At 59.7% G+C, this 14,083-nt stretch carries 12 protein-coding genes, 1 tRNA gene and 1 riboswitch; of the genes, 11 read left to right on the forward strand and 2 right to left on the reverse strand.

Features of this window, described 5'->3' with window-relative positions; genetic code table 11:
• The first annotated feature begins 246 nt into the window (after nucleotides 1–246).
• Together groES and groL are read left to right on the forward strand one after the other, a co-directional pair.
• Nucleotides 247–540 carry a co-chaperone GroES gene (gene groES / locus PMW67_RS01480; RefSeq protein ID WP_022094351.1) on the forward strand — a complete coding sequence of 98 codons (294 nt, stop codon included), beginning with the start codon at nucleotides 247–249 and terminating at the stop codon, nucleotides 538–540.
• Nucleotides 541–636: 96 nt separating this feature from the next.
• Nucleotides 637–2,274 carry a chaperonin GroEL gene (groL, locus tag PMW67_RS01485; protein ID WP_006234938.1) on the forward strand — a complete coding sequence of 546 codons (1,638 nt, stop codon included), beginning with the start codon at nucleotides 637–639 and terminating at the stop codon, nucleotides 2,272–2,274.
• Between the two features lie 297 nt (nucleotides 2,275–2,571).
• Here the strand turns inward: groL and PMW67_RS01490 are convergent, their stop codons facing one another.
• The gene (locus PMW67_RS01490; protein WP_271738598.1) at nucleotides 2,572–3,267 is read right to left on the reverse strand and encodes an NYN domain-containing protein; all 696 of its coding nucleotides are present in this window, start codon (nucleotides 3,265–3,267) and stop codon (nucleotides 2,572–2,574) included.
• A 380-nt stretch (nucleotides 3,268–3,647) separates the two neighbouring features.
• Nucleotides 3,648–3,840: riboswitch (FMN riboswitch) on the forward strand.
• Between the two features lie 5 nt (nucleotides 3,841–3,845).
• Here PMW67_RS01490 and PMW67_RS01495 point away from each other — a divergent pair.
• The 9 genes from PMW67_RS01495 to PMW67_RS01535 all read left to right on the forward strand — a co-directional run bounded on the left by PMW67_RS01495 (nucleotide 3,846) and on the right by PMW67_RS01535 (nucleotide 13,222).
• The gene (locus PMW67_RS01495; RefSeq protein WP_271738599.1) at nucleotides 3,846–4,436 is read left to right on the forward strand and encodes an ECF transporter S component; all 591 of its coding nucleotides are present in this window, start codon (nucleotides 3,846–3,848) and stop codon (nucleotides 4,434–4,436) included.
• Nucleotides 4,433–6,337: an energy-coupling factor transporter ATPase gene (locus PMW67_RS01500; RefSeq protein WP_271738600.1), complete on the forward strand. Its 1,905-nt coding sequence runs from the start codon at nucleotides 4,433–4,435 to the stop codon at nucleotides 6,335–6,337. The genes PMW67_RS01495 and PMW67_RS01500 overlap by 4 nt, the downstream gene beginning before the upstream one ends.
• On the forward strand, nucleotides 6,337–7,137 hold the full coding sequence (locus PMW67_RS01505) for an energy-coupling factor transporter transmembrane component T family protein (RefSeq protein WP_117563814.1): 801 nt from the start codon (nucleotides 6,337–6,339) through the stop codon (nucleotides 7,135–7,137). The genes PMW67_RS01500 and PMW67_RS01505 overlap by 1 nt, the downstream gene beginning before the upstream one ends.
• Before the next feature lie 30 nt (nucleotides 7,138–7,167).
• On the forward strand, nucleotides 7,168–7,614 hold the full coding sequence (locus PMW67_RS01510; RefSeq protein ID WP_117563813.1) for a pyridoxamine 5'-phosphate oxidase family protein: 447 nt from the start codon (nucleotides 7,168–7,170) through the stop codon (nucleotides 7,612–7,614).
• 51 nt (nucleotides 7,615–7,665) lie between these two features.
• Nucleotides 7,666–8,076 (forward strand): pyridoxamine 5'-phosphate oxidase family protein, encoded by a 411-nt coding sequence (locus PMW67_RS01515; protein WP_117637582.1) that lies wholly within the window; start codon nucleotides 7,666–7,668, stop codon nucleotides 8,074–8,076.
• Nucleotides 8,077–8,333: 257 nt separating this feature from the next.
• A complete protein-coding gene (gene argC, locus PMW67_RS01520; RefSeq protein ID WP_117774044.1) occupies nucleotides 8,334–9,404 on the forward strand; it encodes an N-acetyl-gamma-glutamyl-phosphate reductase in 1,071 nt (356 codons plus the stop codon).
• Nucleotides 9,405–9,538: 134 nt separating this feature from the next.
• Nucleotides 9,539–10,807: a bifunctional glutamate N-acetyltransferase/amino-acid acetyltransferase ArgJ gene (gene argJ / locus PMW67_RS01525; RefSeq protein ID WP_117840014.1), complete on the forward strand. Its 1,269-nt coding sequence runs from the start codon at nucleotides 9,539–9,541 to the stop codon at nucleotides 10,805–10,807.
• Between the two features lie 81 nt (nucleotides 10,808–10,888).
• Nucleotides 10,889–11,869, forward strand: coding sequence for an acetylglutamate kinase (gene argB / locus PMW67_RS01530; protein WP_117648252.1), 981 nt, complete (start codon nucleotides 10,889–10,891; stop codon nucleotides 11,867–11,869).
• A gap of 69 nt (nucleotides 11,870–11,938) precedes the next feature.
• Nucleotides 11,939–13,222: an aminotransferase class III-fold pyridoxal phosphate-dependent enzyme gene (locus tag PMW67_RS01535; RefSeq protein ID WP_117745772.1), complete on the forward strand. Its 1,284-nt coding sequence runs from the start codon at nucleotides 11,939–11,941 to the stop codon at nucleotides 13,220–13,222.
• Between the two features lie 609 nt (nucleotides 13,223–13,831).
• Here the strand turns inward: PMW67_RS01535 and PMW67_RS01540 are convergent.
• A tRNA-Val gene (locus PMW67_RS01540) sits at nucleotides 13,832–13,907 on the reverse strand.
• Nucleotides 13,908–14,083 lie beyond the last annotated feature (176 nt).

The raw sequence follows: 14,083 nt of genomic DNA on the forward strand, positions 1-14,083 counted from the left end.
TTAATGTGGCCTTCGTGCGAGCAGGACTGCCCGAGCAGAAAACCTTATGCCCCGCCCCTCCGGAGCCACACGGGAGCCACTGCTAAGTTATCCCCCGGCATTCAGAAAATCTAAGTGCCAAAAAATAAGATTTTTTGACTCTGTGTTGTATAACCCGCCATTCGTGGGTACCATTCAACGCGTACGCAAACAAAAAGGGTTAATTCGCGTGGTATAACCGCGCGGCCCAAAAAGGAGGAGACAAGCATGTCGTCTTTGAAGCCGCTTGCAGATCGTGTTCTGGTCAAGCCCGACGAGGCCGAGCAGAAGACCGCTTCTGGTCTGTATATCGCCAGCAACGCTCAGGAGAAGCCGCAGCGCGGCACCATCGTTGCCGTGGGCGCCGGCAAGGTCAACGACAAGGGTGAGCGCATCCCCATGGACGTCAAGGTCGGCGACGTTGTCATCTACGGTAAGTTCGGTGGCAACGAGGTCAAGGTCGACGGCGAGAAGTATCTGCTCATGCGCGCCGATGACATCTACGCTGTCGTCGAGGCCTAGTCTCGTCAGAATCTCTGATTCGTCTTTGAACGCGCCCGCCGCATAGGACTCGGAAGCGGCGACGCGAGTCACATTTCTTTTGGAGGATTACTCACTATGGCAAAGAACATTACGTTCAACACCGATGCCCGCGCTAAGCTCGCCAAGGGCGTCAACACTCTGGCCGACGCCGTTACCGTCACCATGGGCCCCAAGGGCCGTTACGTTGCGCTGCAGCGCACGTTCGGTGCCCCGACCATCACCAACGACGGCGTTTCCGTCGCTAAGGAGATTGAGCTCGAGGACAACATCGAGAACATGGGCGCCCAGCTGGTGAAGGAGGTTGCCACCAAGACCAACGACACCGTGGGTGACGGCACCACCACCGCAACCCTGCTCGCCCAGGCCATCGTCAACGACGGCCTGCGCAACGTCGCCGCTGGCGCCAACCCGCTGGCCATCCGTCGCGGCATCGACAAGGCCGTCAACGCCGCCGTCGCCGAGATGAAGAAGCAGGCCAAGCCGGTCGAGACCAAGGAGCAGATTGCTTCCGTCGGTACCATCTCTGCCGGTGACCCCGAGGTCGGCGAGAAGATCGCCGAGGCTATGGAGGTCGTGGGCAAGGACGGCGTCATCACCGTCGAGGATTCCCAGACGTTCGACATCACCATCGACACTGTCGAGGGCATGCAGTTCGACAAGGGCTACGTCTCCGCTTACTTCGTCACGGATAACGACCGCATGGAGGCCGTGATGAAGGATCCGTACATCCTCATCACCGACCAGAAGATCTCCAGCGTCCAGGACATCATGCCCGTTCTCGAGGCTGTCCAGCGCGCCGGCCGTGGCCTGCTCATCATCGCTGAGGACATCGACGGCGAGGCCCTGCCCACCCTCGTCCTCAACAAGATCCGTGGCGCTCTCAACGTCTGCGCCGTCAAGGCTCCGGGCTACGGCGATCGCCGCAAGCGCATCCTCGAGGACATCGCTGTTCTCACCGGTGGTCAGGCTGCTCTCGACGAGCTGGGCGTGAAGGTCGCTGACATCACCGCCGATATGCTCGGTACCGCTAAGTCCGTCACCATCTCCAAGGACAACACCGTCGTCGTCGGCGGCGCTGGCTCCAAGGAGGCCATTGACGCTCGTATCGCTCAGATCAAGGGTGAGATGGAGAACACCACCTCTGACTTCGACCGCGAGAAGCTCCAGGAGCGCCTGGCCAAGCTCTCCGGTGGCGTTGCCGTCATCAAGGTCGGCGCTGCTACCGAGTCCGAGCTCAAGGAGATCAAGCACCGCGTCGAGGACGCCCTGCAGGCTACCCGCGCTGCTGTCGAGGAGGGCATCGTCGCCGGCGGTGGCGTCGCCTTCATGGACGCTGCTCCTGCGCTCGACGCTGTCGAGATCGACGACCCCGAGGAGAAGATCGGCGTCGACATCGTCAAGAAGGCTCTGACCGCTCCGGTCGCTACCATCGCCAAGAACGCTGGCTTTGAGGGCGCTGTCGTGGTCGACAAGGTTGCCGAGCTGCCCGCCGGCCAGGGTCTCAACTCTGCCAACGGCGAGTGGGGCGACATGATCGAGATGGGCGTCCTCGACCCCGTCAAGGTCAGCCGCGTCACCCTTCAGAACGCTGCTTCTGTCGCCAGCCTGATCCTCATCACCGAGGCTACCGTCTCCGATGTGCCCAAGAACACTCAGCTTGAGGACGCTATCGCTGCTGCTACCGCTGGTCAGCAGGGCGGCGGTATGTACTAAGGCCGACAAGGTCTAGAACTCCCACCGGGAATCCGGGGGCGTGACGGGGTTTCTCTCCGGAACGTCCTCGGTTAGATTGGGACCCCTTGTCCTGCTCCTTTGGAGCCGCGGACAAGGGGTCCTTTTTGTGCTGAATTATTGTTCAACTTTTCGAAATCTCTCATTTGTTCGACTTTAATCGACTGTCTGCTCAATTGAGTGGCGGGCTCGTCTCGACTCGCGTCTTGCAAGTTCTTGGGTAGACGGCTTGCTCGAGGTTTATGAAAGGGGCCGTCCCGCGGGACGGCCCCTTACTTGCTATCTGACTTTGGCAGGATCGAACTCATTCGATATATCTTCGATGCCATCAGATTGAAGAATGAGCTCGCTAGGCAGATGGTGGCCCATCGGATCGATTAGGAAATCGAGTCCTGCCCTTCTGGCCGTTTTTGCGACTGGGATGAAGTCTGTGTCACCAGCTATGAGAACGATTTGATCAACAGTTCTCCCATGGGCGAGCGAGGCGACATCGAGTCCGATTCTCATGTCAACACCGGATTGCTTTAACCCAACGAGGGTGAAATCTTCCTGCCCGAGGTCGGTTGTTGTCAACTCACCCTTGAGTAGCTTCTTGAGCGATTCTTGTTTCAAGTTGTAATGCGCGTTCGCTGAGCGTAGTTCGCCCATGCGCATCGCAACTTTCCTCTTCTCCCCGAGGGCTGCGTGGAAATCGGACATCCATACATTGGAGGGATGCTTCCGGCTGAACACGGTATTGTGTTCGTCCCAGGGCTGCTTAAAAGTGCCGTTTTCTAGTGGTGGACAGTTGTAGAAGAAGATTCTGTATAGGGAGCGGTCGCCGTATTCTAGCGTCATCTTTCGTTTAGCGGATATGTGCCGCAGGGCATAGGCATGACATTCCGATGCGCGCTTTTCGGGTGAAGTGTCTCCCCATAGCCTGCGCGCTCGTTTCAGGAAGAAATTTCCATCGATTAGGACAGCGGTTCTTGTCATGATATCTCCTGCTACATGAATTGACCCCCGAGCTGTGGTACTCCGGCTAAAGATTGGAGCCACTGTCGGAGGTCTTCAAAAAACGGAGGACAGGGAGATGGCAGAAAACCTAATTTCTCTGTCTGGCTTGAGTCTACATCCATTGACTCAGCAATTTGTGGTGGAATTCGGGTTAGATTGTGGAATCGCGCCCTTTGCACTTCGGGGAATTCTGTGTTGACTGCCCTTCTTGATCTTTCGTACTTGCCTGCGATCAGTTGTTAGCGTGCTGCAGCATTGTTGTTGCGCCGCTCTATCCCGGGCGTATTTGTGGGGCGTTTCCCTACCATAAATTACCCTTGGCATACTTGCGCGAAAGCCTACTGGTGCTACACTTGCAAGTGCTGTTTCAGGGCGGGGTGGAATTCCCCACTGGCGGTAAATCGGGCGGTGCCAAAGGGGTGCCGTGGCGCAGGCGAGGCGTCTGCGACCGAGCCGATGAGTCCGCGACCCGTGTGTGCGTTGGTTCGCATGTCGGCTGAACTGGTGAGATCCCAGTACCAACGGTTAGAGTCCGGATGAAAGAGGCAGGTGATCTTATGTCTGAACAGTCGCAGCATATCCATTTTGAGAACACGAATAGGTGGAGCACCAAACAGCTCGTTACCATGGCGTTGATGTGCGCCTTGGGCGCCCTGTTTATGTACGTGCAGCTGCCCATCCTTCCTTCGGCGCCGTTTTTGACGTATGACCCGTCGCTGGTGCCGGCGATGGTGTGCGGGTTTGCGTACGGTCCCGGTGCCGGTACTGCTGTTGCCGCCATGGCGATCGTTATCCATGCGCTCACCACGGGTGACTGGGTCGGCGCGCTTATGAACTTGGTCGCTACGCTGGGCTTTATTCTGCCCGCGGCGATCGTCTACCAAAAGATGCACACCTACAAGGGTGCCGTGATTGGTCTGGTGCTCGGCGTCATTGCCGCTACGGCGCTGTCCATGGTTGCGAACCTGACCATCGGCGTTTGGTTCTGGTATGGCTCGGTCGATGTGATCGCCCCGCTCATGATTCCTGCCGTGCTGCCGTTCAACCTTATCAAGACCGTGCTTAATTCGGTATTGACGCTTGCGGTGTACAAGGCGGTCTCCAACCTCATCACGCCTAAAAAGGACCAGGTCAAAGGCCGCGCATGATTGAGTGTCGGGGCGTTTCCTTTAGCTATGACGGTGCCGTACCGGCGCTCGACGGCGTCGATCTGAATATCGAGGACGGCGAGTTTTTCTGCATCCTCGGTGGTAATGGGTCGGGCAAGTCGACGTTTGCCAAGCATCTGAATGCACTGCTGCAGCCCGACGCGGGCACGGTACGCATCAACGGCATGGATGCGTCCGACCCCGAGCTGGTCTACGACATTCGTTCGACCGCGGGCATGGTGTTCCAGAATCCCGATGATCAGCTGGTGGCAACGCTTGTCGAAGATGACGTTGCGTTCGGTCCCGAAAACCTTGGCGTGCCATCGGCGCAAATTGCGCAGCGCGTACGCGAGGCGCTGAAGGGCGTGGGCCTGGTGGGCTTTGAGCACCACGAGACCCATGCACTCTCGGGTGGTCAAAAGCAACGCGTGGCGCTTGCCGGCGTGCTCGCCATGGAGCCGCGCGTTCTCATTTTGGATGAGGCCTCCTCGATGCTCGATCCGCGCGGGCGCAAGGGCCTTATGAAGGCCTGTCACGCGCTGCACGAACGCGGCATGACCATCGTGATGATTACGCACTTTATGGAAGAGGCCGCTGAGGCCGATCGCGTTGCTGTCTTCCAAGCGGGCCGCGTTGCCATGTTGGGCACGCCCGAGGAGATCTTGACGCAGGCGGACGAACTCGCGCAGCTCAACCTTGATATGCCGGAGTCGTGCCGTTTGGGCATGGCGCTTCGTGCGAAGGGCGTGCCCGTTTGCGCGCAGGTGCGTGAGGCGGATATGGTCGCCGAGATTGCGCAGGCTTATGCCGAGCGAAGTAGGGCAGGCATCGCGGGGCAGTCTTCCGTATCCCAGTCGGAAATCGCTGACGGCACTGTTCCGGTAGGCAACGAGGGCAACGCGTCGGAGCCCGTCATCGAGCTATCCCATGTTTCGTACAGTTATTCGCTCAGTCCGCGCGAGCGCCGCCGCTGGCATAAGCGCTCGGTCACTGCGGGCAAATCGAACAAACAGACCCTCTGGGGCAACGACCCTAGCAGCCCGTGGGCGCTGCGCGATGTATCGCTGACGGTGCGTCGCGGCGAGTTCCTGGGCTTAGCAGGTCATACCGGTTCGGGTAAGTCGACGCTGGTCCAGCATCTCAACGGTTTGATTCGCCCCCAGGAGGGATTCGTTCGCGCGCTGGGGCTCGACCTGGCAAACAAGAAAGATGCCGCTGCGGTTAAGGCCAAGGTCGGCGTGGTGTTTCAATATCCCGAGCGTCAGCTGTTTGCCGAAACCGTGACGCAGGACGTGGCGTTTGGCCCGCACAACCTTGGCTTGCCGCAAGATGAAGTCGACCGTCGCGTCGAGTCGTCGCTCTCGCGCGTGGGCCTCGACCTTTCCACGGTCGGCGACAAGAGTCCCTTTGAGCTTTCGGGCGGTCAGCAACGGCGTGTGGCATTCGCCGGTGTGCTCGCCATGGAGCCCGAAGTCCTGGTGCTCGATGAACCCATGGCGGGGCTCGATCCGGCTGCGCGCAGGGATTTCCTTGAGCTTATCGATCGACTTCACCGCGATGGCCTGACCGTTGTCATGGTTTCGCATAGTATGGATGACCTGGCCAACTGCTGCGACCGCATCGTCGTGATGAACGAAGGTGCGGTGTTTGCCGAGGGAACCCCCGCGCAGGTGTTTGCACATGCCGATGAGCTCAAGTCGATCGGCTTGGGCGTTCCCGCCGCCCAGCGCATGGCGTTGGCGCTCGCGGAGGCGGGCGTGCCGCTGCGTTGCAGCGGGCTCTATACGGTTGAGTCGCTGGCCGACGAGCTGGCAGATTTGCTGATCGGTCGCTCAGACGGTCCTTCTAACGTCGCGGACATTGCTAAATCCAAGACGGTCGCGCGAGAGGAGGGCTGCTAATGGAGGCGTTTTCGTTTGGCAGCTACTATCCGAGCGATAGTGCGATCCATCGCCTGGATCCGCGCACCAAGCTGCTCCTGGGCTTTGTGTTTTTAATCACGACGCTGACCGTCGGCGGCTTCCGCGGACTGGCTCCTGTCGCAATTTTCGTCGTGCTGATCTATGCCGTGTCCCGGGTGCCGGCTCGTCGCGTTCTGTCGTCGATGGCGCCGCTGCTGGCAATCGTCGTCGTGGTCGCGGTGCTCAACTTGTTTACCGATCAGAGTGGGCGCATCCTGTGGCAGCTCGGCTTTCTGCAGATAAGCGAGGGCTCACTGCGTTCTGCCGCCTTTATGGCGTGTCGCCTGACCCTGATGATGGCCGGCATGAGCGCCATTACGCTCACCACGCCTACGCTCGACCTCACCGCGGGCTTTGAGCGTCTGCTCGCACCGTTTGCGCGCGTGGGGCTCCCTGCGCATGAGCTCGGCATGATCATGGGCATCGCGTTGCGCTTTATGCCGCAGTTTGCCACCGAGATGAAGCAGACGGCGGACGCGCAGGCAAGCCGCGGTGCACGCGTAACGGGTGGCCCGCTCGGCGGCGTGCGTATGCTCGGCAGTGTGGCGATTCCACTGTTCACGGGCGTGTTCCGTCATGCCGAGACGTTGTCTGCCGCCATGGATGCACGCTGCTATCACGGCGAGCAGGGCCGCACGCGTCTGCATGCGCTTGCATTTCGCCGCGGGGATGCGCTGGCTGCGGTTGTGACGATGCTGCTGTTTGCGTGTGTCATCGTCGTCAACCTTCAACTTGTTTAGGCGCGATTCGAGCGCAAGAAAGGGGTCCCTATGACCGACAACGACCGCACGGCTCAGCTTGAGCGCGCCTGTTCGTATCTCAGGCGCATTCCGGCGTGGTATCTGGCCACGACCGATGTGACCGACGGGCATCAGCCTCGCGTGAGGCCGTTTTCGTTTGCCATGGTCGATGACGGTAAGCTGTGGTTTTGCACGTCGCGCGACAAGGATGTGTGGGCGGAGCTGAGTGCGAATCCCAAGTTTGAGCTCTCGGGCTGGAAGCCGGGGGAATGTTGGATCGTGTTGACCGGCGAGGCCGCACTTGAGGACGACGCGGTTGCGAGCGACAAGGTGCGTCAAGCGGGTTTTAAGCACATGGTGGGCATCGGCGAGGAACACGAGAGTGCCAACGACGGCCGCCTTGCTTTCTTTTCGGTCCGCAACATTGCCGCGCGCTTCTGTGATATCGACGGCAGCGAGGAGCGCCTGGAGCTCTAGAGCGTCTCAAATTAACTACCCGTTCCGAATTAGCTAGCGCCAGGAGGACACATGGACGGATTGAATACGGTGTTGGAGTATCTGACGTCGGTGCCGGCATGGTATTTGGCGACGAGCGTTGACGGACAGCCTCATGTGCGTCCGTTTTCGTTTGCGCAGATCCAGGATGGCAAGCTGTGGTTTGTAACAGCGCGCACCAAAGATGTGTGGCAAGAGCTGCTGCAAAACCAGCGCTTTGAGGCCACGAGTTGGTGGCCGGGCCATGGCTGGCTCATCTTGCGCGGGCGTGCCGGCTTGGATGACCGGGCTTTAGGCGAAATGCGCGAAGCTGGGTGGAAGCATCTAGAGCGCCTGGGCGAGCACTATGAGGGGCCTAACGACCCCACGCTCGTCTTCTTTAGCGTCGAGGATCCCGAGGCTTTTATCTGCAATCACGACGAATGGGTGCCGGTCGAGCTCTAGCCAGCTGGCTCATCCTAACAACTTGGTTTTCGCATGGGCGGGCCCCGTATTGCCCGGCGCCGTTAGGAGCGCCGGTCAATACGGGGCCCGCTCCATTTGTCAATTCCTTCAAGCGAATGTGTCGGGAATGTTTCAATGCATGAATATGCAAGCCATTTACGTATTAATGCATCTTTTGGTGCTAAAGTTTCAACTCACTTCATAACGACCGCTGCGAAATGCGCATCGGTGCATAAATCGCAGACAAGGAGTCTGATATGTCTTTGAAGGTTGGAATCGTCGGCGCGGCTGGATATGCCGGAGCCGAGCTCATTCGCCTCGTCCTCGGTCATCCCGAGTTTGAACTTGCTGCCATTACGTCCAACGCCGATGCCGGCCAGCCGTTGTCTGCGGTGCACCCGAGCTTCACCGGCGTAAGCGATCTTGTCTTTACGACGCATGATGCCCCTGAGCTCAAGAACTGCGACGCGGTCTTTTTGGCCGTGCCGCACACGGCTGCCATGGCACAGGTGCCCGCGCTGCTTGCATCGGGCGTCTCCTGCTTTGATCTTTCGGCCGACTACCGTCTGAACGACGCGTCCGTTTTTGAGGCTTGGTATGCCGCCGAGCATACGAGCCCCGAGCTGCTCAAGACCCGTGCCTTCGGTCTGCCCGAGCTGTTCTGCCAGGACTTGGAGACCGCCGCATCCGACCATGCCGACGGCAAACCCGTGCTGGTCGCCTGCGCCGGTTGCTATCCCACCGCAACGAGCCTTGCCGCCGCGCCCGCCGTGCGCGCGGGCTGGGTGGCCGAGAACGGCCCCGTGATTGTCGATGCCATCAGCGGTGTGACGGGTGCCGGCAAGTCCTGCAACGCTCGTACGCATTTTTGCAGCGCCGACGAGAATTTGGAAGCATACGGCGTGGGCAAGCATCGCCACACGCCCGAAATCGAGCAGATCTTGGGCCTGACCGATCGCGTCGTCTTTACCCCGCACCTGGCACCGCTCAAGCGTGGTCTGCTCTCCACGGTGACGCTGCCGCTCGCGCCGCAGGCTCTCGACACGTTGGCTCTTGAGGATGTTGTCGACTATTACAAGCAGTTCTACGCTGGACGCACCTTTGTGCGCGTGCTCGACGCCGGCCAGCAGCCCAAGACGGCTTCGGTCGTCGGCACCAACGCCGCCCAGATTGGCCTCGCGCTCAACAAGCGCGCGGGCGTGCTGGTGGCGACGGGCGCCATCGACAATCTGTGCAAGGGCGCTGCGGGCCAAGCAGTCCAATGCGCCAATATCGTCTTTGGCTTTGACGAGCGACGAGGCTTGCCCACAGTGGCGTGCCCGGTGTAGCACATTCGATTGTTAACGATTTGGTAGTCGGGCATCGAGTGGGGCGCCACTCTTAAGCTGGTCTCATGATCACGACTGGCATGGCGCACCAACCGATGTCCGTTTTTTGTTTGATATAAGGAGTCGTAAGGACGATGAATACAGAGCAGTTCGATATCAAGATTCGTGCCGTCGAGGGTGGCATTACGGTAGCGGCCGGCTTTAAGGCCGCGGGTATTCATGCGGGTTTTCGCAAGAATCCCGAGCGCTTGGATTACGCGCTCGTCGTGCCCGATAAACCCTGTCCCGGTGCCGGCGTGTTTACGACCAATCGCTTTTGCGCAGCGCCTGTGCAGGTGAGCCGCGCCAACCTGGGCGGTGTGGGCAAGGGCTATGGCATCATCGCCGGCGTTTCAATCAACTCCGGCAACGCGAATGCCGCCACGGGCGAGACGGGCCTTGCCTGCGCGCGCGAGACGTGCAACATCGCCTCGCAGGTCATCGGCTGCGAGCCCCAGCAGATTCTGGTTGCCTCCACGGGTGTGATTGGCCAGATTCTGTCGATCGACACGTTTGAGACCGCCATTCCTGCTGCCTACGAGGCGCTCTCCGCCCACGGTGGCGCCGATGCCGCTCGCGCCATCATGACGACCGACACGCACTCCAAGGAGTACGCCGTATCCTACGTCAGTGAGGCTGCGGGTCATGCGGGCAATGTCTATACGGTAGGCGGAATGTGCAAGGGCTCGGGTATGATCATGCCCAACATGGCCACCATGATCGCAGTTATCACCACCGATGCCCCCGTCGAGCCTGCGGCACTTCATGCCCTGCTGCTCTCGACCGTCAAGCAGACCTTTAACAAGGTAACGGTCGATTCCGACACCTCGACCAACGACACCTGCATCATGCTTGCCTCCGGCGCCGCTGCCGCAGATGCCGAGCCTATCGTCGAGGGCTCCGATGCCTTTGACGAGTTGGCATTTGCCGTGCACGAGGTGTGCGAGAGCCTGGCGCGCAATATCGCCGCCGATGGTGAGGGCGCATCTAAGCTTGTTACGGTCAACGTTACCGGCGCCGTGAACGACGAGGAGGCCGATATCGCCGCCCGTGCCGTTGCCAACTCGCCGCTCGTTAAGACCTGCATCGCCGGCCACGACTGCAACTGGGGCCGCGTTGCTATGGCGCTTGGCAAGTGCGGCGTGAAGTTTAATCAGGAAGACGTTTCCATCGACATGATGGGCATGCCTGTCTGTCGCGATGGTCTGACTGTTCCCTTTGACGAGGACGAGGCTCTACGACGTTTCGAGGCGCCCGAGATCGTGATCTCGGCCGACCTGGGCGCAGGCGACGCGGCAACGACCGTGTGGACCTGCGACCTCACGCATGAGTACATCTCCATTAACGGCGACTACCGTTCCTAGATTCCAGGCACGCTGCGCATCTTGCCGCGATTGCGGACAGCGGAGCACGGCGCGATAACGATACGAAAGACGAGGCAGATTATGAAATTCGCACGCGATTGTCGTTCGAACGAATCCAACGAAGCAACCGCGCAGCTGCTGTTCGAAGCGCTGCCGTGGATTAAGAACCTGACCGGTAAGACGGTTGTTATCAAATATGGCGGAGCCGCCATGGTTGATGAGCAGCTGCGCCGCGACGTGATGAGCGACATCGTGCTGCTCAAGATCATCGGCATGCGCCCTGTTATCGTGCACGGTGGCGGCAAGGCCATCAACGAGGCGCTGAGCCACTACGACATCCCCGTCGAGTTTAAGAACGGCCAGCGCGTGACCACGCCGGCGACTATGGATATCGTGCGCGAGGTGCTGGGCGGCAAGGTTAACCAGGAGCTGGTTGCCGCCATCAACCACCACGGCAACCTGGCCGTGGGCGTGTCGGGCAGCGATGCTGGCACGCTCATCGCCGAGCCGCTCGACCCCGAGCTCGGTCGCGTGGGCAAAGTGACGCACGTTAACACCGACTATATCGAGCGCTTACTCGATAGCGAGTACATCCCCGTTATCGCTACCGTCGCGGCGGGGGAGGACGGCGGTTTCTTCAACATCAACGCCGATACCGCCGCCGGTGCCGTTGCGGCAGCGCTCCACGCGCACAAGGCGATCTTTTTGACCGACGTCGACGGCCTGTACAAGGACTTTAGCGATAAAGACTCACTCATCTCCAACCTAACACTCGACGAGGTTAACGAAATGCTCTACGGCGGCGAGGTCGATAAGGGCATGATTCCCAAGCTGCGCGCGGCCGTCGATGCGCTTGCCGGCGGCGTATTTCGCGCTCACATCATCAACGGCACCACGCCGCATTCGCTGCTGCTGGAGCTGCTGACCGATGCCGGCGTCGGTACCGTGATCCATTCCACCGAGACGGCTTACGAGTTCGATACGCATCCGCATCCGCTTTCGACGTTTGCTGCGCGTCTGACCGAGAATCTTGACGAGGTCGAGAAGCTTCAGACGGTCTAGCTGACCCTCAGCCGCCCCATTCCTACACCCATAGGCCTGCGCCGTCCGGCGCTCAACGAAAGGCATCCCATGTCACTTGCAGCTCAGCAATCGCTTGAATCCCATTACGTTATGCATACCTTTGGCCGCTCTCCGGTCGAGTTTGTCGAGGGTCACGGCATGAAGCTCACCGGCGACGATGGCCGTGAGTACCTCGACTTTCTTGCCGGCATCGGCGTGTGCAGCCTAGGTCATGGCGACCCGGCTGTGCTCTCGGCGCTCGAGGCACAGACCAAAAAGCTCATGCATGTCTCCAATTACTTCTACATTGAGCAGCGCGGACAGGTCGCGGCGCTGCTGTCCAAGCTTGCTAACGACGACGTAGATGGTGCGCGCGTGCTTGCCGATGCCATTGCCGCCGGCGATGAGACCACGGCAGCTGCTCTTGGTGCCCCGGCTGCGGATGAGCAGGTTTGGGAGACCTTCTTTGCCAACTCTGGCGCCGAGGCCAACGAGGGCTCGATGAAGCTCGCGCGCCTGTACGCCAAGCGTGCCGGTAATGGCGGCAACACCATCGTGTGCATGCGCGGCGGCTTCCACGGCCGTACGCTCGAGACCATTGCCGCCACCATGCAGGATTGGCTGCAGGACAGCTTCCGCCCGCTGCCGGGTGGCTTTGTGGCCTGCACGCCCAACGATGTGGATGAGCTGCGTGCGATCTTTAAGCAGCTGGGGAGCGAAATTTGTGCCGTGATGCTCGAGCCGATCCAGGGTGAGAGCGGTGTGCATCCCATGACCGAGGAGTTTATGGCTACGGCGCGCGACCTGGCACACGAAGTGGGCGCCGTGCTTATCGCCGACGAGGTCCAGTGCGGCATCTTCCGCTCCGGCAAGCCGTTTGCGTTCCAGACCTATGGCGTGGAGCCCGACATCATGAGCCTTGCCAAGGGCATTGCTGATGGCGTGCCCATGGGTGCCGTCGTGGCGAAGAAGGAGATTGCCGACGTGTTTAAGCCGGGCGACCACGGCTCGACCTTTGGCGGTAGCTGCTTGGCCATCGCGGCGTGTGCCGCGACGCTCTCCGCGCTTGTGCGTGGCGATTATGCCGAGCATGCTGCCAAGGTGGGTGCCTATATGGAGGCAAAGCTCGCCAAGCTGCCGCACGTGACCGAGGTACGTGGTCGCGGCTTGATGCTCGGCTGTGATTTGGATGATGCCGCGGGCGACGCGCATGGTGTTGTTGCCCGCGCGCTGGCCGCCGGTGCCGTGATCAACGCTACGGGTGCGCATACGCTGCGTTTCCTGCCGCCACTCGTCTGCGAGGAAGCCGACGTGGACAGTCTGATCGAGATCCTGTCGGGTGTTTTGGGCTAACGCGGCGCAATAACTCAATTTGGACCGAGTTCCGGACTGCGGACGTGCCCTATGCGGCATGATTCAGCGGTCTGGAGCCCGTTTTGCCTTAGATTTGCTAAGGCAGGGAGACCTGCTGGTCAAAAAACATCAAATATGAGTACTGTTACCGATTTGGTAGCAGCAATTTTGGACTAATAAGGCCAGATGGCAAGTCGAAATGGCGATGAATACACGATTTTGATCTGACTGTTAGTCCTTATAATGGACATATGTTGCGTAACCTAAGCAAACACTATCTGTTTATATGTTGCAAGCAAAGTAGCAGTACTCATTTTTGCCATTATTTGGCCACGGCCTTTGTGACAGATGTGCTGGCGGGTTCGAATCCCATGCGCTGGGCCCAAAAAAGAAAGGCTCCCATTGCTGGGAGCCTATCAAATCAGTGGTGGGCGATGAGGGATGTCGCGTGCGGCTGACGCCGCCCGCTTTCGCTTCGGGCCTACGGCCCTCGCGTGCTGCGCTGGAAAACGCTTCGCGTTTCCTCAGCTCCGCACCCTTTCGGGTTCGAATCCCATGCGCTGGGCCCAAACAAAAACGGTCCCCTTGCGAGGACCGTTTCCAATTCAATGGTGGGCGATGAGGGATTCGAACCCCCAGCCTTGTGCGTGTAAAGCACCTGCGCTAACCGTTGCGCCAATCGCCCGTGCGGAGAGAGTATAGCAAAACAATCGCCCCATTCACCTCATATCCATTAAAGGTAACCGGCGCGTGTCACAGCGGAGCTGATTCAGTTGAGATTGCCTGAACATTCCGCCCCTCTTTACGCCCTCGGGTATACTTAAAAGCTACTGATTCGATTTGATGCCCAGCAACAGCAGA

The sequence above is a fragment of the Collinsella aerofaciens genome, assembly GCF_028209395.1.
Taxonomy (GTDB): Bacteria; Actinomycetota; Coriobacteriia; order Coriobacteriales; family Coriobacteriaceae; genus Collinsella; species Collinsella aerofaciens_AZ.

Bases quoted from the DNA above. Each gene is read 5' to 3' on its own strand.
- groES (WP_022094351.1), top strand. From the start codon at position 247: ATGTCGTCTTTGAAGCCGCTTGCAGATCGTGTTCTGGTCAAGCCCGAC.
- groL (WP_006234938.1), top strand. From the start codon at position 637: ATGGCAAAGAACATTACGTTCAACACCGATGCCCGCGCTAAGCTCGCC.
- PMW67_RS01490 (WP_271738598.1), bottom strand. From the start codon at position 3,267: ATGACAAGAACCGCTGTCCTAATCGATGGAAATTTCTTCCTGAAACGA.
- PMW67_RS01495 (WP_271738599.1), top strand. From the start codon at position 3,846: ATGTCTGAACAGTCGCAGCATATCCATTTTGAGAACACGAATAGGTGG.
- PMW67_RS01500 (WP_271738600.1), top strand. From the start codon at position 4,433: ATGATTGAGTGTCGGGGCGTTTCCTTTAGCTATGACGGTGCCGTACCG.
- PMW67_RS01505 (WP_117563814.1), top strand. From the start codon at position 6,337: ATGGAGGCGTTTTCGTTTGGCAGCTACTATCCGAGCGATAGTGCGATC.
- PMW67_RS01510 (WP_117563813.1), top strand. From the start codon at position 7,168: ATGACCGACAACGACCGCACGGCTCAGCTTGAGCGCGCCTGTTCGTAT.
- PMW67_RS01515 (WP_117637582.1), top strand. From the start codon at position 7,666: ATGGACGGATTGAATACGGTGTTGGAGTATCTGACGTCGGTGCCGGCA.
- argC (WP_117774044.1), top strand. From the start codon at position 8,334: ATGTCTTTGAAGGTTGGAATCGTCGGCGCGGCTGGATATGCCGGAGCC.
- argJ (WP_117840014.1), top strand. From the start codon at position 9,539: ATGAATACAGAGCAGTTCGATATCAAGATTCGTGCCGTCGAGGGTGGC.
- argB (WP_117648252.1), top strand. From the start codon at position 10,889: ATGAAATTCGCACGCGATTGTCGTTCGAACGAATCCAACGAAGCAACC.
- PMW67_RS01535 (WP_117745772.1), top strand. From the start codon at position 11,939: ATGTCACTTGCAGCTCAGCAATCGCTTGAATCCCATTACGTTATGCAT.